Consider the following 25612-nt stretch of genomic DNA (forward strand, 5'->3'; position numbering starts at 1 on the left):
GCTCGTTTTCCTCGCGCTATCTCGGCATAGTCCGCAAGCGGCCTCTGCTCTCGAAACGCTGCTCGGTTGTGAACAAAGAGAACCAGAAAAACTTTCTGAGATGCTTACGCATCTCTTGAGCCTGCCGGGTACCCTTGTCTTCGATTTGTCGGGGTGCGGGGAATCGGGCCGATTAGGTACGAGCCTCATTATATCGGCCCGATTCCCGCGCCCCGAAGCAAACGCAAAGAAAGAGGACTGCGGAGCCTAAGGATTAGGGTAATTACAGCCCGGAAAGCCCCTATGGGGCCTTTCTTTTCAAAGAAAGAACAGTCACACACGGCACAATGCAAAATAAACCTATAGAAAAAAGGGACGATTAAAAAAAAATGAGAGAAAGATGATAAACAAGATCATAGAGATTTCGTTGCATAACCGGCTCACCGTGATGATCGTGTCCGCCCTGATGGTCATCGCCGGAGCCTACACCGCCAGCCGCATGGAAGTCGACGTTTTTCCCGACCTGACCTCGCCGACCGTCGTCGTGATGACCGAATCGCCCGGGATGGCCGCCGAAGAAGTCGAACGGCTCGTCACCTTCCCCGTCGAGACCGCCCTGAACGGCGCCACCGACGTGCGGCGCGTGCGATCGACCTCCAGAACCGGATTTTCGACCGTCACCGTCGAATTCGACTGGGGCACAGACATATACCTCGCCCGTCAGATCGTCGCCGAGAAGCTCGCCGGGATCAGCGAACAGTTGCCCCAGGGAGCGCAGGCACCCGTGCTGGCCCCCCAGTCGTCACTGCTCGGCGAAGTGATGGTCATCGGGCTGACCGCCGACAGCACCACGCTCGAAGAGCTGCGGACACTGGCCGATTGGACGATCCGGCCCCGGCTGCTCTCGACCGGCGGCGTCGCGCAAGTCACCGTCGTCGGCGGCGACATCAAAGAATACCAGATCATCGCCTCGCCGCAGCTGATGCGGCACTACGGCGTGAGCCTCGACGAACTGATTGCCGCCACTGAAGGGATGAACGCCGACGCAGCGGGAGGCGTGCTGAACCAGTACGGCAACGAATACATCGTCCGGGGCAGAGTGCGCACCGCATCGCCCGAGGAGATCGCCGCCAGCGTCGTGAAACTCTCCGCCGAAGGGACACCGGTTACCATTGCCGACATCGCCCAGGTGCGCACCGGCGGCAAGACACCGCTGATGGGAGACGCCTCGGTGAACGGCATACGCGCCGTGCGGCTCTCCGTCACCAAACAACCGGCCACCGGCACCCTCGAACTGACCGACAAACTCGACCGGACCATCGCCGAGATCGCCGAAAACCTGCCCCCCGACGTGCAAGTCACCACCGAAATATTCCGGCAGGCCACTTTCATCCAAAGCTCGGTGAACAACATCGAACGCGCATTGATCGAGGGCGGCGTGCTGGTGATCGTCATCCTGATGATCTTCCTCGGCAACTTCCGCACCACCGTCATTTCGCTGCTGGCGATTCCCATTTCGCTGCTTGTGGCGATGATCGTGCTGCGGGCACTCGGTTTCTCGCTCAACACCATGAGCCTCGGCGGGATGGCCATCGCCATCGGGTCGCTCGTCGATGACGCCATCATCGACGTCGAAAACGTCTTCAAACGGCTCCGCGAAAACCACCGCCGGCCCGACGGCGAACGACAGCCCGCCCTGCGCGTGATCTACGAAGCCTCGACCGAAATCCGCGCCTCGATCTGGAACGCCACCCTGATTATTATCGTCACCTTCGCCCCGCTCTTCTTCCTGAGCGGCATGGAAGGACGGATGCTGAGGCCGTTAGGGATCGCCTTTATCGTGTCACTCTTCGCCTCGATGGTCGTCGCCATCACGCTGACCCCAGTGCTCGGCAGTTATCTGCTGACCGGCGACAGGATGCTCGGCCGGCACGAGCGCGAACCGTGGATCGTCCGCAAAATGAAAGCAGGATACACGAAATGGCTGGCCGGGGCGCTGAACCATAAAAAGGCCGTTGTCGGAGCCGCGGTCGTCCTGTTCGTCGGAGCCGCGGTCATTTTCACGACCTTAGGACGCAACTTCCTGCCCCCGTTCAACGAAGGGTCGATGGCCATCGCGGTATCGGCTCTGCCGGGCACTTCGTTGGAGGAGAGCGCGAAAATCGCTTCCCTGGCCGAAGAGCAGTTGATGCAGGTGCCGGAAGTGACAGTCGTGTCGCGCAAGACGGGGCGCGCCGAATTGGACGAACATGCGCTCGGCACCGAAACCTCCGAAATGGACGTGCCGTTCGTGCTCAAAGACCGCAGCCGCGCCGAAGTGTTCGCCGACGTGCGGCAGCGGCTCAGCGGCATTCGGGGGATCGTTTTCGAGATCGGGCAGCCCATTTCGCACCGCATCGACCTCTTGCTTTCCGGTACGCGGTCGAACATCGCAGTCAAAATTTTCGGGCCGGAATTGAACGAACTCTTTGCATTAGGCAATCGGATCAAAGCCGCCGCACAGGACATTCCGGGACTGGTCGACCTGAATGTCGAGCAGCAGATCGAACGGCCGCAGCTGCAAATCAAGCCGCGGCGCAGGGTGCTCGCCCAGTGGGGGATCACCCCGGCGCAGTTCGCACAAACCGTCGAGATCGCCCTGGCAGGTCGGACGGTTTCGGAAGTGTATGAACGGGAGCGGAATTTCGACCTGACAGTGAAATTCGACTCCCTGAGCCGGGGGTCGATGGAGGGAATCGCGGGGATTCTGCTGGACGGACGCAACGCCGCGGGCGAAACGGTGAAAGTGCCGTTGGGGGATGTGGCAGAGCTCATTTCGACCTCCGGCCCCAATGCCATCAACCGCGAAAACGTGAGCCGCAAGTTAGTCGTTTCGGCCAACGTCGAGGGAGCCGACCTGCGGGGCGTGGTGGAGCAGATACAGGAACGCATCGCCGAGCGGGTGCCCCTGCCCGAAGGGTACCACATCGAGTACGGCGGACAGTTCGAGAGCGAGGCTTCGGCGTCGAGGACGCTGCTCCTTACCTCGCTGCTGGCGGTGCTGGTGGTCTTCATGCTGCTGTACAACGAATTCAAGGACTTGCGGCTGACAGGCGTGATTTTGTTGAACCTGCCTCTGGCGATGATCGGCGGAGTGGTGTCCATTTGGCTCACCTCGGGCATCGTCAGCATCCCGTCGATCATCGGATTCATCTCGCTCTTCGGGATCGCCACCCGCAACGGCATCCTGCTGATCTCGCGCTACCGGCATCTGGCTTGCGAGGTTGAGGGAAGCGGGTTATCTTTGCGCGAACAGATTCTCCGGGGATCGGCCGACCGCCTCAGTCCGATCATCATGACGGCGCTCACTTCGGGTCTCGCACTGGTGCCGCTGGCGCTGGGCGGCGATCTGCCGGGCAACGAAATCCAGAGCCCGATGGCGGTCGTGATCCTCGGCGGCCTGCTCACTTCGACACTGCTGAACCTGTTCGTGGTGCCGGTGGTGTACGCTTTGCAGAACCGGACGAAAAAAGCATGACGCATAGACGATGCGGAGGCGGACGATTCCCCGGTACCGGGGATTGTTCTGCCGGGCGCGGAGACGGAAATTTGCAATCAAAAACAGCATGAAAAAGATACTTTATCACATAGCGGTGCTCTCGTTCGCTGCACTCGCAGGGAGGGTGTCGGCCCAGACGGGCGACTATGCCTCGTTCCTGAACGAAGTGGCTTCGCGGAGCCCGCAGCTGGCGGCAGCCGGGAAAGAGCATGCGGCCGCCGTGCGCGGCCTGCGCACGGGTTTGGCGCCGGACGATCCGGAAGTGGCGCTGGAGTACTATTTTGCCGGCGAAACGCGCTACGAAATCGCGGTAGAGCAGGCCTTCGACTTTCCCACGGTCTATCGGCAGCGGAACAAAATCAGCAAATTAGGCATTTCAAAAGCCGAGCAGGAGTACCGCTCGGCCCGGCGGAATATCATGGCGGCCGTATCGGATGCCTATTTGAACCTGAATTATGCGTCCGAGCGGGTGGCGATCCTGACCCGGCGGCGGGACGATATCCGGCAGGTGATCCGGCTGTACGAAGAAGGCATGGAGGCCGGACAGATCACGGCGATCGAAACGCAGAACGCCCGGATGCTGCTGACCGAAGTCGAGAACAGTTTGGTGCTGGCCGAGACCGAACGGGAGGAGACCGCTGCCGTGCTGGCGCAGCTGAACGGCGGGAGTGAGATCGCCCCGCAGGGCTATCCGCAATTCGGTTTTACGGGAACGCAGGAGGAATTCGTGGCAGCCGCTTTGGCGGCGGACTACGAGTTGCAGGCGGCGGCGATCGACACGCTGATCGCGCAGCGCGAACTGAAACTGAGCCGGAACGAGTGGCTGCCGAAGCTCAAGATAGGCTACAAAGCGGAGGTCGAAGGTTCAAAAGGCACCAATGCCTTGCTGGCGGGGATTTCGCTTCCTTTGTGGCAGAACAGCGGCCGCACGCGCCATGCCAAGGCGCTGGGCGAGGCGGCGAAGGCGCAGCATGCGGCGGCGAAAGCGGAGGCATGCACGCGGCTCAGCTCGCTCTATGCGCGTTACCGCACTTTGGCGGCAGCCCTGGCCGCCCGGCAGAAAGACTATTTGACTGCCGGCTATCCCGAACTCCTCAAAAGCGCGGCGGAAGCGGGAAAGATCACTTCGATAGACGCCTTGATGGGGCTTGGCGAGTGGTACACCCTGAAAGACAGCCTGATGGCTTTGGAATACGAAGTGGCGCTGGCGGGAGCGGCAATGGCACTCTGCCTGATATAAGTTTCGTCCTGCGCTCCCGCTGGCGGGGCGCAGGACGAGGCTCGGGGCGTCCGTTTCTCCGGAATGCACCGCGGATACAATCGACCCGGCGTTTTCTGCACAGCAGAAAACGCCGGGTTCTTTCTGATACACCGCCCATTCCAGCCGACACTTTTTCAACCCGCATCGCCCCCGGTCGCTGAAAACGGCCCCCGACCCGCCCGTACCCGGAGAATGCCGACGCCTGAACACGCTATAGAATCGGGCTCTGTTTAAAGGGAAACCGGGAATCACTTCAGTTTTTCGCTGTCCCGGACGAACTGCGCCAATCCTTTATCCGTAAGAGGATGCTGAAGCAGGCCGAGAATCGCTTTGAGCGGGCAGGTCGCCACATCGGCCCCGACCTCCATACACTCGACGATATGCCGCGTATGACGGATGGATGCGGCCAGCACCCGGCAGGTCTTGTCGTAGCCGTATGTCCGGAAGATTCCGACGATGTCGCTCACCAGCCCGATTCCGTCTTCCGAAATATCGTCCATCCGTCCCACGAAAGGCGACACGTACGACGCCCCGGCCTTGGCCGCCAGCACGGCCTGCCCGACGGAGAAAATCAACGTGCAGTTGGTGCGGATACCCTGTCCGGCAAAATGACTGACCGCCCGTATTCCGGCCTCGGTACAGGGCACTTTGACCACGATGTTCCGGTGCAACGCCGCCAGCGCCGTCCCCTCGGCGATCATTCCGTCGTAATCGGTGCTCAGCACCTCGGCGCTCACGTCGCCGTCCACGATTTCGCATATCCGGCGATAGTGGGCCTCGACCGCTGCCCGCCCTTCGATACCCTCTTTGGCCATCAGGGAAGGATTGGTCGTCACGCCGTCGATAATGCCTAATGCCGCTCCTTCGCGAATCTGTTCGAGATTGGCTGTGTCCAGGAAAAATTTCATAGCTATCCGCGTGTTAGAATTTATTGCATGCCGTCCCGGTTCGCGGGCCGCCCCGTCAAGCCTCGGCGCCTTTTCCGATCCGATATGCCGCCCGGCTCTCCGCAGGTTCATCCGGAGCAAATCTCAGGCCGTAAAACCGGATGTCCGGGGACGAAAGTCTCCCGGCCTCCGGAGCCGGTTCTGACAGACCGGAAACGAACGGGGTTGCTTTTTAAGAGGGGGCTGCGTAAAAATTATGTATCTTTGAGTTCTCAAAATTAAACGAAAAAATGTTCAGAACAGCTACTTGCGGCGAACTTCGGCTCGCCGATGCGAATAAGACCGTCACGCTGGCCGGCTGGGTGCAGAAAGTGCGCAATCTCGGCGCCATGGTCTTTATCGACCTGCGCGACCGGTACGGCATCACCCAGATTACGGTGGACGAGAACGCCCCGGCCGGGCTGAAGACGATTGCGGAAAGTCTGGGGCGGGAGTATGTGATCCAGGCGACGGGAACCGTCACCGAACGGTCGGCCAAGAATGCGAAGATTCCGACCGGCGAGATCGAGATCAGGGCTTCGGAGATCCGGATACTGAACACCAGCGAGGTGCCGCCGTTCACGATCGAGGAAAATTCGGACGGCGGGGACGATCTGCGGATGAAGTACCGCTATTTGGACTTGCGGCGGGCACCGCTCCAGCGGGCGATGATGCTGCGGCACCGGCTGGCGCAGGAGGTGCGCAAATACTTGGATGCGCAGGGATTTATGGAGATCGAGACGCCTTACCTGATCAAATCGACGCCGGAGGGGGCGCGGGATTTCGTGGTGCCGAGCCGGATGAATCCGGGCGAGTTTTACGCTTTGCCGCAGTCGCCGCAGACGTTCAAACAGCTGTTGATGGTGAGCGGCTACGACCGCTATTTCCAGATCGTGCGGTGTTTTCGCGACGAAGACCTCAGGGCCGACCGGCAGCCGGAGTTCACGCAGGTGGACTGCGAGATGGCTTTCGTCGAGCGGGAGGATGTGCTGAACATTTTCGAGGGGATGATGCGGACGATGTTCGACAAAACCCTCGGCGTCAAGTTTGCGGAGGAAAAGTTCCCGCGGATGACGTGGGCCGAGGCGATGGAAAACTATGGCAGCGACAAGCCGGACATTCGGTTCGGGATGACGTTCAACGACTTGACGGCTTTGGTGCAGGGGCATGGGTTCGCGGTGTTCGACGGGGTGGAATATGTGGGGGGGATTTGTGTGCCGGGGTGTGCCGGCTATACGCGGAAGCAGTTGGACGGCTTGACGGAGTTCGTCCGGCGGCCGCAGGTGGGGGCGAAGGGGTTGGTCTATGTGCGGCGCGAGGCAGACGGCTCTTACAGGTCGAGTGTGGACAAGTTCTACGGGCCGGAGGAGCTGGCGCGTTGGGGCGAGGCCTGCGGCATGCAGCCGGGGGATTTGCTGCTGATACTGGCTGGCCCTAAGAAACAGACGCTGGCAGCGTTGTGTGCGCTGCGGCTGGAGATGGGGGATCGGCTGGGGCTGCGGCCGCACGATACGTTCGCACCGCTGTGGGTGGTGGATTTCCCGCTCTTGGAGTGGGATGACGAGACGCAACGGTATTATGCGATGCACCATCCGTTCACGTCGCCGAAGGCGGAGGATATGGAGCGGTTTTTCTCGGGCGACCTCGAGGCGCTGGGGGATGTGCGGGCGGAGGCTTATGATTTCGTGGTGAACGGGGTGGAGGTCGGCGGGGGGTCGATCCGGATTCACGACGGCCGGGTGCAGAGCCGGATGTTCGAGGTGCTGGGCTTTACGCCGGAGGAGGCGCAGGCGCAGTTCGGATTCCTCTTGGGGGCGTTCAAGTACGGGGCGCCGCCGCACGGGGGGATTGCGTTCGGGTTCGACCGGATGTGTTCGCTGTTCGGGGGCTCGGATTCGATCCGGGATTTTATCGCGTTCCCGAAGAATAACAGCGGCCGGGATATGATGATCGACGCTCCTTCGCCGTTGGCGGATGCTCAGTTGAAGGAGTTGCAGATCGTTGTGGCTGACCGGGGCGATAACGGCACGATGAATTGACGGGAATAGGACACAAGGTTTGCCGGGAGCTTGTATGGCACAACTCCGCAAATTGCTCTGGCTGTAAATCCGTAGGATTTATTGTACGTGTTTCGGGAGGGTACTGTTCTCTTTGTGAACAAAGAGAACCAGAAAAACTTTTTGAGATGCTTGCGCATCTCTTGAGCCTACCGGATACCCTTGTCTGCGATTTGTCGGGGTGCGTGGAATCGGGCCGATTAGGTACTGAACCTCATGATGTCGGCCCGATTCCCGCGCCCCAAAGAAAGTGCAATGCAAGAGGACTGCGGAGCCTAAGGAGTAGCGCAGCTATCTTAAAAGTTCTTTGCGTCGCTTTCTTTCAAGAAAGCGACAGTCCCGTACAGAACGGTGCTAAATAAACCTACGGTTAAATATCAATAGCCAACAGATAAATTCAAGATATGGAAAAGCGATTCAAACGCGAGACCTTGTGCGTACAAGGCGGGTGGCAGCCCAAGAAAGGCGAGCCCCGAGTGCTGCCCATTTACCAGAGCACCACCTTCAAATACGAAACCAGCGAACAGATGGCCCGGCTGTTCGACCTCGAAGAAAGCGGCTATTTTTATACCCGGCTTCAGAACCCGACCAACGACGCCGTAGCCGCCAAGATCGCTGCATTGGAAGGCGGGGTGGCAGCCATGCTGACCTCATCCGGACAGGCCGCATCGTTTTATTCGATTTTCAACATCTGCTCGGCAGGAGATCATTTCGTGAGCGCATCGGCGATATACGGAGGGACATTCAACCTCTTCGCCGTGACGATGAAGAAAATGGGCATCGACGTCACTTTCGTGGACAGCGACGCCCCCGCGGAAGAAATTGCGAAAGCTTTCCGGCCGAACACCAAAGCCCTGTTCGCCGAGACCATCTCCAATCCGGGGCTGAACGTACTCGACATCGAGAAATTCGCCACAATCGCCCACGAACACGGCGTGCCGCTGATCGTGGACAATACTTTCCCGACCCCGATCAACTGTCGGCCGTTTGAATGGGGCGCCGACATCGTCATTCATTCCACGACCAAATATATGGACGGCCACGCCGCAGCAGTGGGCGGGGCGATCGTGGACAGCGGAAATTTCGACTGGGACGCGCACGCAGACAAATTTCCGGGGCTGACCGCTCCGGATGAATCATACCACGGCCTGACCTATACCAAGGCTTTCGGCAAAGGGGCATATATCACCAAAGCCACTGCGCAGCTGATGCGCGACCTGGGGTCGATTCAGGCGCCGCAGAACGCATTCCTGCTCAATATCGGATTGGAGACACTGCACCTGCGGATGGCGCGCCACTGCGAAAATGCGCTGAAAGCGGCCCGATACCTGGCATCGCGGAGCGACAAAGTGGCGTGGGTGAATTATCCGGGCCTCGAAAGGAACAAATATCACGCGCTGGCGCAGAAGTACATGCCGGACGGGACGTGCGGCGTGCTGACCTTCGGCCTCAAAGGGGGCAGGGAGGAATCCATCCGTTTTATGGACAGTTTGCAATTAGGCGCTATCGTGACCCATGTAGCCGACGCGCGCACCTCGGTGCTGCATCCGGCCAGCCACACGCACCGGCAATTGTCCGACGAACAGCTTATTGCGGCAGGAGTGGCGCCGGACTTGATCCGCTTCTCGGTCGGCATCGAGGATGCAAGCGATATTATCGCCGACATCGAACAGGCATTGGATCGGAACGGTCGATAAAACGGATTCACCGGGCGGAAGCGTTCCCCTCCGGCCGATGTACGAAAGATTTGCGGAACCGCCAGTTCAGGCCGATCATCGTATAATATTCGAAATTCGATTTGTAGAGGGCCAGCATGCTTTTCTGATAGTCCATGCGGCAGGAAGCGGTGACCGAGAAGTCCCGGAACAGCGTGACCGAGGCCTCCAGTTCGGCCACCCAGTGCGGATAATGTTTGCGCAGTTCCGGATAACGGTCCGTAATGGTCTTGTTGTAAGGATCGAGCAACCCTTGCTGGATGAAAGTCCCCAGGTCAATCCGGAACGTTTTCGAGACATGGAGCAGAAAGTCTGCGTAAAGCATGGCTTTGAGGTCGGTGAACCGGTAGTACTTGCCTTTGTGCAGCTTGAGATGGCTGTTCACGAAATCGATCCGCTCCTGTTTGTCGGGCGGCAGTTCGGCGACTGCCGCCGCATCGTACATGTTCCAGTTTTCAAAACTCACCAACGGGCCGAGACCGAAGCTGAACCCGATCCGTTTGTTCTGGAAATGCCACGGGCTGACCAGCCCGCCCATCTGCAACGCGCCGCGCAGCCCACGGTCGCTGTTGGCATTGAAAAGCAGCGCCGGCATGAATTGCACCCGGCGCTGCCGCAGACCGCCGCTGACCGGATCGAGCCGATATTTGCCCACCGTCGGGTTGAACATCGCGAAAGTCTTGCGGGCGACCCCCCCGTCGTCCTTCTGCTCCCAGAATTGCCGGCAGTAAAGGCTGTATTCGGTCTTTTCGCTGATATACCGGAATCGGGCCGTCGCCAGCAGAGTAATGTCGGTCTGTTTGTTGTCCTGATCGTCGCTGACGGTCATCTGCATCCCCGCCAGGCCCGAGAAGAGCCGGGGCGCCGCACTGTCGAAAGCGAACGTCGTGATCTCGCTGATCTGTCCGTATCCGGGTGCTGCGTACAGCGTGCAGGCTGCAAGAAAAAGGAACAGGTATCGTCTCATAACGGGATGACTTTTCGGGCGGGAGACGGAAGGCTTCCGCTAATAACAGCTTTAATAAACAGAAAAGGCAGGCCTGCGGAAGAGATCCCGCAAACCTGCCGAAGGATGAATCACGCGGAACCTACAGCCGCTATTTGATCCGTTCGTAGTATTCGCGGGTGCGGGTATCCACCCGGATCCGTTCGCCCGTGTTGATGAACAGCGGCACTTTGATGGTCGCCCCCGTTTCGACCGTCGCCGGTTTCAGCGCGTTCGACGAAGCCGTATCCCCTTTCAAACCCGGTTCGGTGTAGGTCACCTCCATTTCGACCAGCTGCGGCAGCTCGGCCGACAGCACCTGTTCATTGTCGGTACGGAACATCACTTCCACGATCTCTCCCTCTTTCATCAGGTCGGCGTTGTCGATCAGCTTTTTGTCGATCACGATCTGCTCGAACGTTTCGGTGTGCATGAAATTGGCCCCCATATCGTCCTCGTAGAGGAACTGATACGGCCGGCGTTCGACCCGCACCGGTTCGATCGGCGCCCCGGCCGTGAACGTATTGTCGATCGTCCGCCCGTTCTCCAAATTCTTGAGTTTCGTGCGCACGAAAGCGGGCCCCTTGCCCGGTTTCACATGCTGGAAATCGACGATCTGGCAGGTTTTGCCGTTGAGCTCGATGCACATCCCGATTTTAATATCTGCGGTTGTTGCCATGTATGATTTTGAGTTTTTGTGTGAAACTATTGCGTTGAGAGCGGTAAAGTTACGAAAAAGGGTGCGTTTACGCAAACAGGGGCTTCACCCACTCCACCGCCAAGGCCCACCCGACGAAGCGGGCGGTCTTGCCGATCAGCATGAAAACCGCCACCTGCCAGACGTTCACCTTGTAGAATCCCAGCCCTAAGGCGAACAGGTCGCCCACGAAAGGCAGCCACGACAGAAAGGCGAGCCAAGCCCCCCAGCGGTCGATGCGGGCTTTTTGCCGTTCGAGCGTTTCGCGCCGGACTTTGAACCACCGTTCGATCCACTCCCACCGGCCGCCGCGCCCCATCCAGTAGGAGATCATGCCGCCGGCCCAGTTGCCCAGCGAGGCGACGGCCACCGTCCAAACCACCTGGCCGCCGGCGGCCAGCATGCCGATCAGCAGAAAATCCGAGCTGAACGGAATGACCGTCGCGGCCAGCAGGGATCCGACGAACAGACCGAAATATCCTAAATCGAGCAGCCACTCCATAGCCAGGTCGGAATATCAACAGGGATCAAAGTTCGATGCCTCGGCACCGCAGCCCCGCCCGCTGGATCGCCTCCAGCACGCGCGGCAAGGCGTAATAGAGGTTCCGCGAGGCCTTGACCGAGTCGTGGAACACCACGATCGACCCTTCGTGCAGGTGCCGCGTCACGTTCCGCACGCAGGCCTCCGGCGAGACGTTCCGCGAGTAGTCGCGGCTCAGGATGTCCCACATGATGATATGGTAACGTTCCGAAATGCGGCGCATCTGGCTGGGCGTAATGCGTCCGTACGGCGGCCGGTAGAGGTTGGTGCGGATCAGCCCGTTGGCCAGGTCGGCGTCTTCGAGGTAACGTCCCGCGGGGGTTCCCCAGCCTTTGATATGGCTGTAGGAGTGATTGCCGACGGCATGCCCGCGGGCTTTGATCTTGCGGAAGATGTCGGGATGCAGGTCCACGTTCTTCCCGAGGCAGAAGAAAGTGGCTTTGGCGTCGTATCGGTCGAGGGTGTCGAGCACCCATTCGGTCACTTCGGGCGTAGGCCCGTCGTCGAAAGTCAGGAAAATCGTTCCCGGCTCGCGGAAGTTCCAGTTCAATTCCGGAAAGAGGCGTTTGATGAATTTCGGCGGACGAAAGTACATGCCTGAGGGCTTTGAATCGGTGTAAAGATATAAAACAATGCGCATAAATAACCGCCCTGTCTCATTGCAATTTGCAAATAAAAACGAATCTGCACCATATGGTCGTACGGTGTCCGAAAAGCCTTTCCGATCCGCTGTGCCTTAAAATAGACTTCCTTGAACCACTCCCGAGGCAAAATACTGAATACCGGCCGCAGTTTCGGGATCAGCTTTTCCCGGTAGAAACGGCGTCCGGTGAAAAACGGATGGCATATAAAACCCCACAAAAGAAATAGCCAGGGAAACGACCCAGTTGGAAAATATATGTATTTCTAATAAAATACCAAAGCTAATAAAGGCAGTATCAAAACGATGCAGTGCGACCACAGGTTTTTCATAGTCGGAATGATTGGCCTCTGCCTGGTGCGGTCCGATAGACAATCTTTCGCTTTCAAAAATAAATACGGTCGAGGTATTTCAGCAAGAAAACCGCCGTGAATTTAACGAGCGGTGATTTTATTTCCCTGTCCGGACAAATTTACTTATCCCCGAGGTTGAATTCCAACGCAAACCGGCAGACTTGTTGGTAATTATCACCTAATTTTTATTTACAATTCATTTTCGGGTCGGACGCCCGGGAAACTTCGGGTAGTTCCAGCCCCGCTCAAGTGCCGAGCGGCACCTGGCTTTCCACCATTACCACGGAAACAGGGTTTTTCATTTTCTTGTCCTCGGCGCGCTCCCCCCGCGCCGCTTATGCGTCGCAGCGACCGAGGCCAGCGGTGGTGCGGAAACTAAATATTTAACCGTATAATAAAAGTTCTGCGTATTCGGCCTCGTACCCCCCGACTTCGATACAAAGGAACCTAAGAAGTCGGGTAATTACAGCCCGGAAAGCCCCGATGGGGCCTTTCTTTTCACAGAAAGAACAGTCACTCACAGTAGGGTACAGAATGAAGAACGGTCGATTAAAAGGATTGTTAAAAATTCCAAGCCGGATTTCGCGACACCGTGCGCGACTTGTCCATAATAGCTTTCAGCTCGATCACCTTGCCCGGATACTCCGCCGCCACATTGCGCAACTCCTTCGGGTCGCGGGAAAGGTTGTAAAGCTCATACCTCACCTTCGACGGATCCTTGGAGAGCTGTTTGGCATTCAGCCGGATCAGCTTCCAGTTGTCACGAATCACCGCCTGCTTGCCGCCCTCCTCGTGGAATTCGAAGTAAAGATAATCATGCTTCGGCTGCTCGCCCTGGCCGGTCCACTCCGGCAACATCGAAATACCGTCCACCCCGCGCGGCACATCGGCCCCCACGATATCGCACACCGTCGGCAGGAAATCCCAGAACGCCGACACATGATAGCTCACTTTCCCCGGCTCGATATGCCCCGGCCAGGAGACGATGAACGGCGTGCGGATGCCCCCTTCGTAAAGGTCGCGCTTGGTACCGCGATATAAAGAGTTGCTGTTGAAATAGTTCGGATCGTGGCCGCCCTCGACGTGCGTGCCGTTGTCGGAACTGAAAATGAAGATCGTATTCTCTAACTGGCCCGTCTCGCGCAATTTGGCCACCAGCCGCCCGACGTTGTCGTCGATGCGCTTGACCATCGCTGCAAACGCTGCCCGCGGCTTATCCTGTTTACCGTACCAATTCCCCTCGAACGGCGTTTCGAGGAACTTTCCCTCGAACGGCTTCATCTCCTCGGCCGGCAGCACCAGCTCGGCGTGCGGCAGGGTTGTGGCGAATTCGAGGAAAAACGGGCGTCCCGACGCTACGCTCCGGTCCACGAAAGCCAATGCTTTCTGCGTGGTCAGCTCGTCGGAGTACTGTGTGCCGTCGAGCTCGATCTTCGTGCCGTTCTCGTAGAGTTTTTTAGGATAGTAGTGGTGCGCATCGAGCTGCGCCTGATGCCCGAAAAAGTAGTCGAAGCCCTGATTGCCGGCTCCGCCCTCCTCCGGATAGCCGCCGAGGCCCCATTTCCCGGTAATCCCGGTAGCGTAGCCTTTCGATTTGAGCACCTCGGCCACGGTCACCTCTTCGGCGGGCAGCGAGTAGTCGTAAACCGTACCGTCCTCCAGCGTGCGCTGACCGTTGCCGCGTATGCCGGAATGGCCGGTGTGTTTGCCGGTCAGCAGCACGGCGCGGCTGGGCGCCGAAACGGTCGATCCGGAGTAGTGCTGCATGAACTGCATCCCGGCGCGGGCCAGCGAGTCGATATGGGGGGTCGGAATGGTGCGCTGCCCGTAAGCCCCGATATCGCCGATCCCGAGGTCGTCGGTCAGCACGAAAACGATGTTCGGCAACTTCGCGGCTGCGGTATCGGACGGGGCGGGAGCGGCTTTTTTGCCTTTGGCCGTCGCGGATAGGGGCATCGCGGCCGCCAATGCCATCAGGGCGGCCCATTCTGAAACGTGTTTCATATAGTGTTTGGGTTGTTTTAACCCGCAAGATAGCGATTTTTGGCTAACTTTGGGGCGTAGAAAATCCCGAGAGTTTATGAAAATCGTCTTTGCTACGGGTAATCGCAATAAACTGAGAGAGGTACAGGATTTGATCGGTTCGCGGGCCGAACTTTCAACGCCGGCGGATCACGGAATTACGGAGGATATTCCGGAGAATCAACCGACGTTGGAGGGCAATGCGTTGCAGAAGGCGCGTTACATTTACGAAAAAACGGGGCTGAATTGCTTTGCGGACGACACGGGGTTAGAGGTGGAGGCACTGAACGGGGAACCGGGGGTCTATTCGGCGCGTTATGCGGCGGTGAACGGTGCGGGCGAGGGTCATTCGTCGGAGGCGAATATGGCGTTGCTGCTCGAACGGCTCGCGGGGGTGGAAAATCGTCGGGCGCGGTTTCGGACGGTGATTGCGCTGATATTGGACGGGAAAGAGTATCTGTTCGAGGGGATCGTGAACGGCGAAATCACTGCGGAGAGGAGCGGTGCGGAGGGGTTCGGCTATGATCCGATTTTCCGACCGGACGGCTATGCGGAGACGTTCGCGGAAATGCCGCTCGAACTGAAGAATCGCATCAGTCACCGGGGGCGGGCGACGGCGAAACTGATCGAGTTCCTGACTAATAGGTAATCTTAACGGTAAATTTATTGAGCAACGTTCCGTGTGTGACTGTTCTTTCTTTGAAAAGAAAGGCCCCATAGGGGCTTTCCGGGCTGTAATTACCCGACTTCTTAGGTTCCGCAGTCCTCTTGCATTGCGTTTGCTTTGGGCCGGGCAATAGACCGCTCTTCATATTGCGATCCTTCGGATCGCCGACCTCTGCGGTGCCGCCGGGCACTCTGACCGGGAGTTTGCTCAGCCTTAGGGGGTGGGTGCGAGGTCGAATACGCAGAACTTTTAGCGTACTATTTATTTTTCAGTCCGGAGCCTGCGCGGGCAAGACCTTCAGGTTGCAGCCCTGCGCCGGGGGAGGCTCCGGGCTGGCCGCTGACGCGGGAACAGATCGTCCGTTAATTGTACGGTTTCAGACGGCACAGTGACAAATAAAAGATTCATTGATTACGGTCGGACTGCATGAAATCATCGAACGCGAGTATCGAGCCTGCGGCTTTTCGGCCGCAGGCACCGTCGCTTTCGTCCCGCTCGAAGAGGAACGGCAGCGGTTCGCAGGATGGATGGCCAAAGGTTACGGAGCGGATATGGGCTATCTGGGACGCTCCGCCGAATATCGGCACGACCTGCGGCGGCTTTTCCCCGGCGTGAAAAGTGTCGCCGTTACCCTCACCTCATACCGCCGGCCGCCAGAGATCCGGCAGCCGGAAGGCGTGCCGCGCATCGCCCGCTTCGCTTGGGGAAACGACTACCATGACATCCTCAAACGCAATCTGCGACGGTTGCTGGAAGCGATCCGGAGTTACGACGGATTCGGCGATGTGCAGGGGCGGCCCGTTGTGGACAGCGCTCCCGCTTTCGAGCGGGCGTGGGGCGTTCGGGCAGGATTGGGCTGGATCGGGCGCAGTTCGATGCTGGTCAGTCCGGCGCTGGGTAGTTTTACGCTGATCGGCTTGTTGCTGTTGGACGCGCCGTTGCCGGACGGTTTCGTAGCGCCCGAACCGGTTCCGGACGGATGCGGGAATTGTCGGCGGTGTATGGAGGCTTGCCCGACGCGGGCGATCGTCTCGCCGCATGTCGTGAACGCCGGTCGCTGTATCTCCTATCAAACCATCGAACGGCGTGGCACGGTGGAGGAGGCGATCCGGCCCGTTTTGGACGGACGTATTTTCGGCTGCGATCGCTGCATGGAGGTCTGTCCGTACAACGACCGGCCCGGTTTGCCGACGATGCCGGCGAATGCCGGGCTGGAGGCTGTGGCCGACCGGATGAATATTACGGCGGAGGAGTGGCGGAAGATGGCGCCGGCGGATTTCGCCGAACGTTTTGCCGGCAGTCCGCTGCTGCGGGCGGGCCTCTCGAAGATAAAGGGGTTGCTCTAAGAGCAGCGGTGCGTGCGGAAGGTGTAGAATCGCTGGGCTAAGTAGCTGAAGGTTACGGTGATGACCTGGATGGCCGCATTGGACAGGGAGGGATAGAAGCCGAGGGTTTCAACCAACAGTTTCAACCCGAAATAGTTGATGGCGATATTGATGGCGACTACTTGTGCGTAGCGGAACAATTGTTTACCGCCGTGCACCTGGGATTTGCCGAAGGCGATGTTGCGGGCGAGGTAGAAACCGGTGAAAAAGGTGACGACGAAGGTAATCAGGAATGCGAGAATGGGTGCGGAGACCACCACGATGCCGAAGTCGGTGTCCTGTTTGTCGAGTACGAAGTTGAAGCAGAACCAGTAAAGCACGAGGTTGACCAGCAGGTTCAATCCGCCGACGAAGGCGTAGCGGAAGGTTTCCTGGGGAATGAGCCGCCGCAGGGGCTTGATGTAGAAGGTGTCGGCCAGACGGGTGATGATTCTGCGCATGTTGCAAAAATACACCTTTTTATCCGTTCGGCGATTTGTATCGGATGGAGAAGAAGTTGCCGCTTTGGTTTCGATGGGGTATTTCCAGTCCATGCCCTGCGGCGGACGGGCCTCCTCGGAGAGCAGCATCCGGCTCGCGCGACCAAAGGTCGCAAATAGTATTTTTTCGTCTCCAGCCGGCGGGGCTTTTACTTTCTTTGCTGACAAAGAAAGTAGAAGCCTTGCCGGCTCGAGGCGGCTAAGAAAAAAGTGCCCGCCCGGCTGGAGGCGATAAAAATACGGTTTAAATTTTTATGATGGAGTGTGTCGAAGAATTTATGAACGGGAATGATAATCCTTGTACCACTCGCAGAATCGGTCGATCCCATCTTGCAGCGCCGTTGAAGGTTTGTAGCCGAAATCCCGTTCCAGCGCCGAAGTGTCGGCATAAGTGCGGAAAACATCACCCGGCTGCATCTCCGTAAATTCTTTCACCGCCCCGCGTCCCGCCGCCTTCTCGATCGCTCCGATAAAATCCTTCAGAGCCACCGATTCGCTGTTTCCGATATTGTAAACAGCGGCAGCCACTCCATAACCATTTGCAGCAGGCGGCACGGAGACCACCGCACAAACCCCCGTCACAATATCGTCGATATAAGTGAAATCGCGGAACATATTTCCGTGGTTGAACACCCGAATCGGCCGCCCCTCGAGAATCGCCCCCAGAAACAACGACGGCGACATGTCCGGCCTTCCCCACGGCCCGTAAACCGTGAAAAACCGCAGCCCCGTAACCGGAATTCCATACAGTTTGGAATAAGCGTGCGCCATCAGTTCGTCAGACTTCTTGGTCGCCGCATAAAGGCTCACCGGTCGGTCGGTCATATCCGCTTCCGAGTACGGCACCTTCTCGTTCAAGCCGTAAATACTGCTGGAGCTGGCATAGACCAAGTGCCTGACCGGAAAATGCCGGCACGCCTCCAATATATTGAGGAATCCCACCACATTGCTTTGCACGTAAGCGTAAGGATTCTCGATCGAGTACCTCACCCCCGCCTGCGCCGCCAGGTGGATGACCGTATCGAATTTTTCGGCAGCGAACAAAGAATCTACAAATGCTTTATCCCCCAAATCCGCCCGCACGAAGCGGTAATTCGGATAAAGCGAGCTCTGCACCAAAGTATGGCCGGGCAAGGAAGCCGCATCGCCGATTCCCGACTCTGCGAGCCGCGCGTGTTTCAACTCCACCGCATAGTAGTCGTTGATGTTGTCGAAACCCACGATCTCGTCGCCGCGCTCCGCGAGCCGGCGGACGGTATGGAATCCGATGAATCCGGCCGCACCGGTAACCAGTATCTTCATCACTCGTCGTTTTTATGGATCACACCGAAAGCATAGTCCCCCACCCGGTGCACCTCCTGCCCCGCGAAAGCCCGGGTCAGGGCCTCGTCCGTCCCGATCCGTTCCTTGAACGTAATGATGATCCCGCACTGTACGGAGTCCAGTTCGGCAGGCTCGAGAGACCGGACGCCCCGGCCAAGATACACGTCGATATTTTCAGCCCGCGCGATGCCATAAGTGTAGTACCGGCCGATCCTGGCCGCATCGCCTACCGCCTGCGCCGCGCTGCAGACATTCCCCATGCCGAGGTATCCGTTGAACAGCGGTACGGCGAACGATACCGTGAAGACCGCCGCCAGCAGTCCGGACGCCAAGACGGTGATCGCCGTATGCAGCCGGCCCCGCCACAGCCAGATCAGACACACCAAAGAGGTCACCGTAATCAATGCGGCAGCCACGGGTACGAACAGCGAATCGAGCAACGGGAAATCGACCCGGCCCGCCGCCACGAACAGTCCCGGAAAAGTCAACGCCAGCACCCCCGCCGGAATCCCCACCAACCACAGCATCCACCGGCGCACCCCCGCCTTGGCGATCCAGAGCACTGCGATATAGATAAAAAACGGGAATGCGGGCAGCAGGTAGATCTGAATCTTAGAGCTGACCATCGACAGCACCAAGAATGTGGAGAGCGCAGCCACCAGAAACAGCCGTTCCAGATCCGTGGTCACCATCCGCCGCCACCGGTACAACCCCCACGCCAACACTCCGATCGCCAGCAGCGACCACGGCGCCAGCGAGTACCAGATCGATACGCCGTAATACCAGAACGGGGCTTTGTGATGGAACGCGTCCACGGCCCGGCCCATCGTCTGCTTGACCAGCAGATTGTCCAGATAAGCCGTTCCGCCTTCGGCATAGACCGCTCCGAACCAAACCGCGCACAAGGCCAGCAGAATGCCCCACGTCCGCCAGCCCCAGTAACGGCCGATCGTGCGCCACTGCCGCTTAATGACAAGAAAAACGGTCACGGTCACTAACGGAACGAGTATCCCCACCGGCCCTTTGGCGAACACCGCGAGAAATACCCATAGCGGAAACAGAAGTCTGTCCCGCACAAGGTGTCTTTCGCGCTCCGACGCTCCGCTGTATATCCGCCAGAAAGTATGCAAAGCCAGCACGATGAACAGGCACATGAGCATGTCCATCCTCAGCACCACTGCCGCACCGATAAAGTAAACGGAGGTATAGAGCATCAGCTGTCCCGCCCGCCGCGCCGGAATACTATTCACGAACGGCCTCACCCAGCGGTTCATGATCCAGAGAATGAACAATGCCGGAATGACCGAAAAGAGGCTCATGAAAGTCATCAGCCCCGCGGTATGGTTTCCGAAAATCATCCGCCCCAGCATCACTAACCACAGGTAGAGCGGCGGTTTGTCGGCGTAGACTGCACCGTGGTTGTAGAAAGTGAAGATATGGCCTTCCCGGATCGCCTCGTCTGCGATACTCAGGTAGCGCAATTCGTTGTTCCGGGTGAAATCCCGGAAGATGAACAGCGGCAGCACCGCAATGAAGAGCAGCAGGTAGCGCCCCCAGTCTATCGTGTCGAGGTATTTTCGCATATTTCTTCGTCCGTCAGGGCGGCCGGCACGGCAGCGTCCCGGGCCCGTTCTTTCTTATAGATCAGGATATTACGGGTGTAGGCGATAAAGCCTACCGACTGGCCGAGGATCAGCACCGGATCGAGCCGCACGATGCCGTAAGCGACAATGACCGCCGACCCCGTCAGGCTAATGATCCAGAAGCCGACCGGCAACACCGATTCGCCCCGCCGCCGCGAGTAAAAATATTGATAGACGAACCGCAGCGTAAAAATGACCTGCCCCGCCGATCCGAACAGCAGCAGCCACAGCGGCACCCGTTCGTTCCGGAAAAAGTCGTGGACGAACGTATCGGCATGCGCCACGGCGAAGCCGACCGCCACCACTGGCGTGACGACCAGCAGCGCCCGCACGCTTTTCGGCACTTTGGCCCAAACTCCTTTGGCGCTGAGGTTCCAGATATAGATGTAGTAGGAGATGACCTGCCCTAAAACGATGGCGAAGTCGTCGCGCATCCAGCCGTAGAAGAACAGCAGGTACGACCCCGCTAAACTGAGTATCCAGAAGATCGAAGGCGACACCACGTGCCGGGCGCGCTCGGAGAGTATCCATTGGAGCAGGATGCGGGCCGAGAAAAAGACTTGGGCGAGAAATCCGATGACGTAGAGCATACCGTATGAAAAAGTCAGGCCTTATCTATCGGAGGTTGTCGCCCGCCGTCCGGTAATCGATATAGCGTTTGCGCATCCAGCGGTAGGCGAAACAGTCCATGAACGGCCCCGCGAGCCGGTTCCACAAGTGGTATTTCGATTTTCCCGCCACCCGCGGGAAATGCCGCACTGGCACCTGTTTCACCCGCGCCCCCTGGAGCTGGATCAGTGCCGGCAGGAACCGGTGCATCCCCGTGAAGAACGGGATCCGCTTGGCATAGTCCGTCCGCAGCACCTTGAGCGGACACCCCGTATCGGCAATCCCGTCGTGGGTCATCATCCGCCGGAACCCATTGGCAATTCGCGACGACATATTCTTGACGAACGAATCCTTCCGTCCGGTCCGAATCCCCATCGTCATCTCGTACTCCGCCATATGGGGCAGCAGCAGGTCGAAATCCTCCGGCGCGGTCTGCAAATCGGCGTCCATATACCCCACATATTCCGAGAACGAGGCGTCGATTCCCGCTTTCATCGCCGCGCTCAGTCCGCTGTTTTTCGCTAAGTCGAGATAATAGAAGTGCGGATTCCGGGCGCAAATTTCGCGCAACCGTTCCGGCGAGGCGTCTTTCGAGCCGTCGTTGACGAACAGCACGCATGCCGGAGCCCCGGCGGCATGCACCGCCGGCAGATAAGCCTTCAGCCGCTCCTCGAGGGCGTAGATGTTGTCTTCTTCGTTATAGACGGGAACGACGATGGTAAACTTATAGGCGGCGGTCTTGTTCATAGTTCTTCCGGAACGGGGTTCGTATTCGATGGTATTTCACCGCAAAGGTAGCATATTCCCGTAAAAATCGACCGGTCGGAAAGTCGGTTTCGGTGGCCGATTCCGGAACGGCACTAACGTTTCTTGTCCCGTATTTTCAGTTCAAATGTCGAGAGCGGCAACCACTTTTCAGACCACTTTCCGTACACGTTCGCCCGGGTGAACGGCTGCCAGCCGTAGCGGATCCAAACCGGAGCCTTGACCCGATCCGACCAGACGATCAAAGAGGGAGTATCCTGACGAATCCGCGCCTGAGCCGGATAGAAAATCCCATCCTCGCCCGCCAGCTCGAATGTCCGCGGGTCGGTGCCGTCCGGCGTGCGCAGACGCTGCGACGGGAAACAGTAGACCGTATCGCCGCCTCTTACCGCAATCTTTATATTCGGATACATCGGTCGCGCGCCCCCTCTGGAAAGCCCCTTGCCCCCCACCGGGTACCGGAACGCCTGCAGCGCCAGCCGTTCGCCAATCGGCTTCTTATGCCGCGGATGGACGTCCGTTGAGTCGCCCCAGTCCGAACTGACCGCCATTTCCACCCCCGGAAGACGCTCCGCTAACCGCCGCTGGCTGTCCCGGAAATGCGGCCAGCTCGGCCGGTTCAACGACGAGAGCTGGACGAAGTGAAACGGCATGTACGGCCGACCGAACGCTGTCCGGAAGCTCTCCACCACCGCCGGGAAAACCTGCTCGTGCAACTCGACGTTATGCGCGTTGCTCTCGCCCTGATACCAGATCACCCCTAACGCATCGTACCCCGCCGCCAGCGGCGCCACGCGGCTCTCGTACAGATAAGCCGGTTCAAAGAAGTGCCGCTGCAACGGATTCTTCACCCCCTCCAGATTCCCCTTGATGACCTTGCGCACCCAGTCCTGCGCCATCTCGTTGTTGCGCCAGTCGTAGAGCACGTCCACCAGCACCGGATCGTCCTCCAAGATGCGCCGCGCGACGAAAGCCTCCGCCGGCGCCCCCCCCAACGAAATTTCGACCAAGCCGACCGGCACTCCCGGCATCAGCGAATCCGCCAAAGTCTGTCCGAAAAACCAGGCTACCGCCGAAAAAGCCTCCATTGCCGCCGTATCGCTGCCCGGCACCCACCCCTGCGGATTCCGGATGTAGTCCAGCCGATTCAATCGCACAAGCTCCGTACTGTCCAACCGCCCGCGTTCGTCCGCAAAAGTCGGGTTGGCCCGGAACAGCCGGATATTCACATTCGGCCGCGCCTCGGCCCGCTCCGCCGCATTGACCACCGGCCACGACATGTTCGACTGCCCGGCTGCAATCCACACTTCGCCCACCGCCACGTTCCGATACACAGCCGTCGTGTCCGGCGTCGCGATCGTCAGCACCGCCGAAAGCCGCGTCTGTTCAAGCGGCAGACGCACCTCCCACCGGCCGTTTTCGCCGGCGGTCACGGTATCCGATGCGTACACCTCGCCATATTTCACCCGCCCCGATTTCAAAATCCGGGTCGTCGAGTCGGCAAGCGCGATCCGCACCTGCCGCCCCGCATTCGCGATCCCTCCGATCCGGGTCTCACCCCCGCGCTGCAACACCATGTTGTCCGTATAGGCCGGCGACATCCGCAGCTTGCCGTAATCGCCCGTAATGGCGCTGTAGATCCGTTCGGCCAACAGCCGCGCCCCTTCGACGTTCGGATGCACGGCGTCGGGCAGCAGCTCCGGCCGGTCTTTGAGCACCGATTCGAGGTCGATCAGCCCCGTGTGCTGCGACTGTGCCACCCGTTCGATCGCCTCCTGTATCTGGTGGTGCCAGTCGCGCGTTCCGGCCTTGAACCGCCGGTGGCGGTGCGGAATGGGGGTCATGCGGCAGATATAGACTTTCACTGCCGGATTGACCGCCCGGAAGCTCTCGATCAAAGCCGCATAATCCGGAATGAACTCGTCCCGATAGTTTGGCCAGTTGCGCGGGTCGGTGTCGTTGATCCCGAGGTGGATCACGGCGATGTCGGGCCGGAAGTCGATGGCCGCAGCGTATTCTTGGGTTTTGGTGTACGGGTTGTGCCCTTTGTTGAGCAGCGTGGCGCCGCTGCGACCGAAATTGCGCACGTCGTACCCCTCGCCGAGCATCCGCCCCAGCACGGCCGGATAGCAGTTCTTTTCGCGGTCGGGGACGAGCATGCCATAGGTAATACTGTTGCCTACACAGGCCACGCGCACCGGGGCCGGTTTCGCCGCCGGCTTGCGGGCACCCCATGCGGCGGTCGCCGCAAAAACCGTACAGAGGAGGAAAAGAAATTTTTTCATAGGTTTATCGGTGTTTCGAGGCTCTAAAGATAGTAAATTTTTCAGTCGCTATTGTCCTAACAACCCGGCAATCACCCGCCCTGCCCGCCAGCGTCTGCCGTATTGCAGTCCGTGGTACAGCAGCCACGGCAGTGCGATCCCTGCCAACGCGCTCAACGGTACGCCGAGCCACGGACTGAGGTGCCCGCGGTCGTAAAGCAGCACCCGCAGGGCCGACTGCGGGAACCAGGAGAAAAGAAATATGGCATAGGTCGTCCCGTCCAATGGGGCGAGGAAACGAAAGCCACTCCTCAGATAGACATGGCCCAGCGAGAGTGCGAACAGAATCCCGCATACGGCTGTCAATTGGCTGAACAGCATGTTTTGAGCGCCGTAACCCGTCACGACCAGCACGATGGAGGTGAATCCCCACCCGATCGTCGTCCACGGAGCTCCGAAGTAAAGTTCTCTGTCGATCGTTTGCTGATCAGCGCAGTAAGCGATACCGAGCACGAAAAAGAAGGCGAATTTCACCACGCCGCCGAGATTGAGCCACGCCACTCCCGCCAAAGGATTGCAAACCGACAGTACCAGCGCCCCCAACGGCCACACCCAAAGCGGAATCCGTCCGCCGAGCCGGGCTTCCGACAGCAGTCTGGCGAACAGCACCGTACCGGTCAGCAGGATAAAGATCGTCGGCAGGAACCAGTAATAGACGATCACGTTTTTCGAGGGAACGAGAAGCATCTCGACGTATGCGCTCCACGAGAGCTCGACGGGTTTTACGGCCCAGCGGCTGAGCCACACTTTGGGCAGGAACACCAGGGTGCTGATGAGCAGATAGGGTACCAGCAGCCGCCGGACTTTTTTATGGAGGAACCCGCCCCGACCGCCCATGCGGATTCCGGCCAACGGACATGCCCCCGGCGCTGCCGCTGGAGCGGTATATCGCAGCAGATAGCCCGAGAGGAAGACCCACAGAGGCATGTGGAAGCTGTATATCCACCGGTAGATCGGATTGTCGTGTCCGTCGGTGGGAAAGGCGTGGCCGACTACGACCAACAGGATGCCGAAGGCCTGCAAGAAGCTGATATAAGGATTGCGCATAGAGCTGGTTTGCTTGGTGTGTGCCGCAAATTTACGTTTTTCGGTCGATGCGTTTTTCGTCCGCAACCCCGTCGCGTTCTATTTCAGAGCGACAGAACCGATGGACTGGACATCGCCGCAGAACGACGAACTTTGGCGGGACGGGACGAAGACTTTGTTCGACCCCTGCCCGGCGGGCTGGCGGGTGCCGGGAGGCGGTACGGGCAAGTTGAACTTGTGGACGAATTTTTGGATCGATATTCAAGACCCGATTTTCACGGAATCGAATGCAAATCCGGCCACTTATGCCGCCGGGCCGGAAGCCGGATACCATTATTATTGCTTCGGTAATTCCGGTATAACCGCGTGGTATCCGGCGGCAGGCGGCCTCAATTTTTCGGACGGTACGCTGTGGATCATCGGATCGTGGGGGATGTATTGGTTGAGTTACAATTCCCAACATGCGGGAGCTTCGATGCACTTGAGTTTCCGGAGTACCTATCCAGACAATGCGTATTATCGTTCTTACGGTATTTCGGTTCGTTGCATACGGGAGTAGGAGGGAAGGATAGGAGTGTGAAGCGCCCCATTCCTCCCCCCTCCGCCCCCATGGAAATAAATCGCCGGGTTCCCTGACCGGAGATACGGAATAGGGCTCACCCCGCCCGCATAGCGGG

At 58.8% G+C, this 25612-nt stretch carries 22 protein-coding genes; 8 read left to right on the forward strand and 14 right to left on the reverse strand.

Translation table 11 applies throughout. The annotated features are described in order from the left end of the window. The 3 genes from Q0Z93_RS03715 to Q0Z93_RS03725 form a co-directional block, all read left to right on the forward strand. On the forward strand, nucleotides 1-250 hold a 250-nt coding region (locus Q0Z93_RS03715; protein WP_298062717.1), incomplete at its 5' end, for a hypothetical protein. A 129-nt stretch (nucleotides 251-379) separates the two neighbouring features. Beyond that, a complete protein-coding gene (locus tag Q0Z93_RS03720; protein WP_298062720.1) occupies nucleotides 380-3496 on the forward strand; it encodes an efflux RND transporter permease subunit in 3117 nt (1038 codons plus the stop codon). 88 nt (nucleotides 3497-3584) lie between these two features. Then, nucleotides 3585-4757 carry a TolC family protein gene (locus Q0Z93_RS03725; RefSeq protein ID WP_298062722.1) on the forward strand — a complete coding sequence of 391 codons (1173 nt, stop codon included), beginning with the start codon at nucleotides 3585-3587 and terminating at the stop codon, nucleotides 4755-4757. 269 nt (nucleotides 4758-5026) lie between these two features. Here the strand turns inward: Q0Z93_RS03725 and fsa are convergent, their stop codons facing one another. Beyond that, entirely contained in the window at nucleotides 5027-5686 is a 660-nt protein-coding gene (gene fsa / locus Q0Z93_RS03730) for a fructose-6-phosphate aldolase (RefSeq protein WP_298062724.1), read from the reverse strand. Nucleotides 5687-5955: 269 nt separating this feature from the next. Between fsa and aspS the strand changes: the two genes are divergently transcribed. Both aspS and Q0Z93_RS03740 read left to right on the forward strand, forming a co-directional pair. Continuing rightward, complete coding sequence (gene aspS / locus Q0Z93_RS03735; protein ID WP_298062726.1) at nucleotides 5956-7743, forward strand: aspartate--tRNA ligase; 1788 nt, start codon at nucleotides 5956-5958, stop codon at nucleotides 7741-7743. Nucleotides 7744-8165: 422 nt separating this feature from the next. After that, nucleotides 8166-9458, forward strand: coding sequence for an O-acetylhomoserine aminocarboxypropyltransferase/cysteine synthase family protein (locus Q0Z93_RS03740; protein WP_298062727.1), 1293 nt, complete (start codon nucleotides 8166-8168; stop codon nucleotides 9456-9458). A gap of 7 nt (nucleotides 9459-9465) precedes the next feature. On the opposite strand, the gene Q0Z93_RS03745 is transcribed toward Q0Z93_RS03740, so the two are convergent. The 6 genes from Q0Z93_RS03745 to Q0Z93_RS03770 form a co-directional block, all read right to left on the reverse strand. After that, nucleotides 9466-10443, reverse strand: a complete 978-nt coding sequence (locus Q0Z93_RS03745) for a hypothetical protein (RefSeq protein ID WP_298062729.1) — start codon at nucleotides 10441-10443, stop codon at nucleotides 9466-9468. Between the two features lie 130 nt (nucleotides 10444-10573). Next, nucleotides 10574-11140, reverse strand: a complete 567-nt coding sequence (gene efp / locus Q0Z93_RS03750) for an elongation factor P (RefSeq protein ID WP_298062731.1) — start codon at nucleotides 11138-11140, stop codon at nucleotides 10574-10576. A 67-nt stretch (nucleotides 11141-11207) separates the two neighbouring features. Continuing rightward, nucleotides 11208-11660, reverse strand: a complete 453-nt coding sequence (locus tag Q0Z93_RS03755) for a YqaA family protein (protein WP_298062733.1) — start codon at nucleotides 11658-11660, stop codon at nucleotides 11208-11210. A 25-nt stretch (nucleotides 11661-11685) separates the two neighbouring features. Further along, nucleotides 11686-12294 (reverse strand): polysaccharide deacetylase family protein, encoded by a 609-nt coding sequence (locus tag Q0Z93_RS03760; protein ID WP_298062735.1) that lies wholly within the window; start codon nucleotides 12292-12294, stop codon nucleotides 11686-11688. Nucleotides 12295-12435: 141 nt separating this feature from the next. Beyond that, nucleotides 12436-12660 carry a hypothetical protein gene (locus tag Q0Z93_RS03765; protein ID WP_298062738.1) on the reverse strand — a complete coding sequence of 75 codons (225 nt, stop codon included), beginning with the start codon at nucleotides 12658-12660 and terminating at the stop codon, nucleotides 12436-12438. 593 nt (nucleotides 12661-13253) lie between these two features. Then, a complete protein-coding gene (locus tag Q0Z93_RS03770) occupies nucleotides 13254-14696 on the reverse strand; it encodes an arylsulfatase (protein WP_298062740.1) in 1443 nt (480 codons plus the stop codon). A gap of 76 nt (nucleotides 14697-14772) precedes the next feature. Here Q0Z93_RS03770 and rdgB point away from each other — a divergent pair, with 76 nt between their 5' ends. Together rdgB and queG are read left to right on the forward strand one after the other, a co-directional pair. Then, nucleotides 14773-15363 carry an RdgB/HAM1 family non-canonical purine NTP pyrophosphatase gene (gene rdgB, locus Q0Z93_RS03775; RefSeq protein ID WP_298062742.1) on the forward strand — a complete coding sequence of 197 codons (591 nt, stop codon included), beginning with the start codon at nucleotides 14773-14775 and terminating at the stop codon, nucleotides 15361-15363. 425 nt (nucleotides 15364-15788) lie between these two features. Then, nucleotides 15789-16727 (forward strand): tRNA epoxyqueuosine(34) reductase QueG, encoded by a 939-nt coding sequence (queG, locus tag Q0Z93_RS03780; RefSeq protein ID WP_298062744.1) that lies wholly within the window; start codon nucleotides 15789-15791, stop codon nucleotides 16725-16727. Here the strand turns inward: queG and Q0Z93_RS03785 are convergent. The 7 genes from Q0Z93_RS03785 to Q0Z93_RS03815 all read right to left on the reverse strand — a co-directional run bounded on the left by Q0Z93_RS03785 (nucleotide 16724) and on the right by Q0Z93_RS03815 (nucleotide 24956). Continuing rightward, nucleotides 16724-17206: a GtrA family protein gene (locus Q0Z93_RS03785; protein WP_298062746.1), complete on the reverse strand. Its 483-nt coding sequence runs from the start codon at nucleotides 17204-17206 to the stop codon at nucleotides 16724-16726. The two genes, queG and Q0Z93_RS03785, sit on opposite strands and share 4 nt — an antisense overlap. Before the next feature lie 315 nt (nucleotides 17207-17521). Beyond that, nucleotides 17522-18547 carry an NAD-dependent epimerase gene (locus tag Q0Z93_RS03790; protein WP_298062748.1) on the reverse strand — a complete coding sequence of 342 codons (1026 nt, stop codon included), beginning with the start codon at nucleotides 18545-18547 and terminating at the stop codon, nucleotides 17522-17524. Continuing rightward, nucleotides 18547-20151, reverse strand: coding sequence for a glycosyltransferase family 39 protein (locus Q0Z93_RS03795; protein WP_298062750.1), 1605 nt, complete (start codon nucleotides 20149-20151; stop codon nucleotides 18547-18549). Before Q0Z93_RS03795 ends, Q0Z93_RS03790 begins: the two co-directional genes overlap by 1 nt. Next, nucleotides 20127-20801 carry a lipid-A-disaccharide synthase N-terminal domain-containing protein gene (locus Q0Z93_RS03800; protein WP_298062752.1) on the reverse strand — a complete coding sequence of 225 codons (675 nt, stop codon included), beginning with the start codon at nucleotides 20799-20801 and terminating at the stop codon, nucleotides 20127-20129. The genes Q0Z93_RS03795 and Q0Z93_RS03800 overlap by 25 nt, the downstream gene beginning before the upstream one ends. Before the next feature lie 25 nt (nucleotides 20802-20826). Next, nucleotides 20827-21567: a glycosyltransferase family 2 protein gene (locus Q0Z93_RS03805; RefSeq protein ID WP_298062754.1), complete on the reverse strand. Its 741-nt coding sequence runs from the start codon at nucleotides 21565-21567 to the stop codon at nucleotides 20827-20829. 113 nt (nucleotides 21568-21680) lie between these two features. Further along, complete coding sequence (locus Q0Z93_RS03810) at nucleotides 21681-23870, reverse strand: GDSL-type esterase/lipase family protein (RefSeq protein ID WP_298062757.1); 2190 nt, start codon at nucleotides 23868-23870, stop codon at nucleotides 21681-21683. 48 nt (nucleotides 23871-23918) lie between these two features. Then, the gene (locus tag Q0Z93_RS03815; RefSeq protein ID WP_298062759.1) at nucleotides 23919-24956 is read right to left on the reverse strand and encodes an acyltransferase family protein; all 1038 of its coding nucleotides are present in this window, start codon (nucleotides 24954-24956) and stop codon (nucleotides 23919-23921) included. A 100-nt stretch (nucleotides 24957-25056) separates the two neighbouring features. Between Q0Z93_RS03815 and Q0Z93_RS03820 the strand changes: the two genes are divergently transcribed. After that, the gene (locus Q0Z93_RS03820; RefSeq protein WP_298062760.1) at nucleotides 25057-25494 is read left to right on the forward strand and encodes a hypothetical protein; all 438 of its coding nucleotides are present in this window, start codon (nucleotides 25057-25059) and stop codon (nucleotides 25492-25494) included. The last annotated feature ends 118 nt before the right edge of the window (nucleotides 25495-25612 follow it).

This window comes from uncultured Rikenella sp. (genome assembly GCF_947628055.1).
In the GTDB taxonomy this organism is placed as follows: domain Bacteria; phylum Bacteroidota; class Bacteroidia; order Bacteroidales; family Rikenellaceae; genus Rikenella.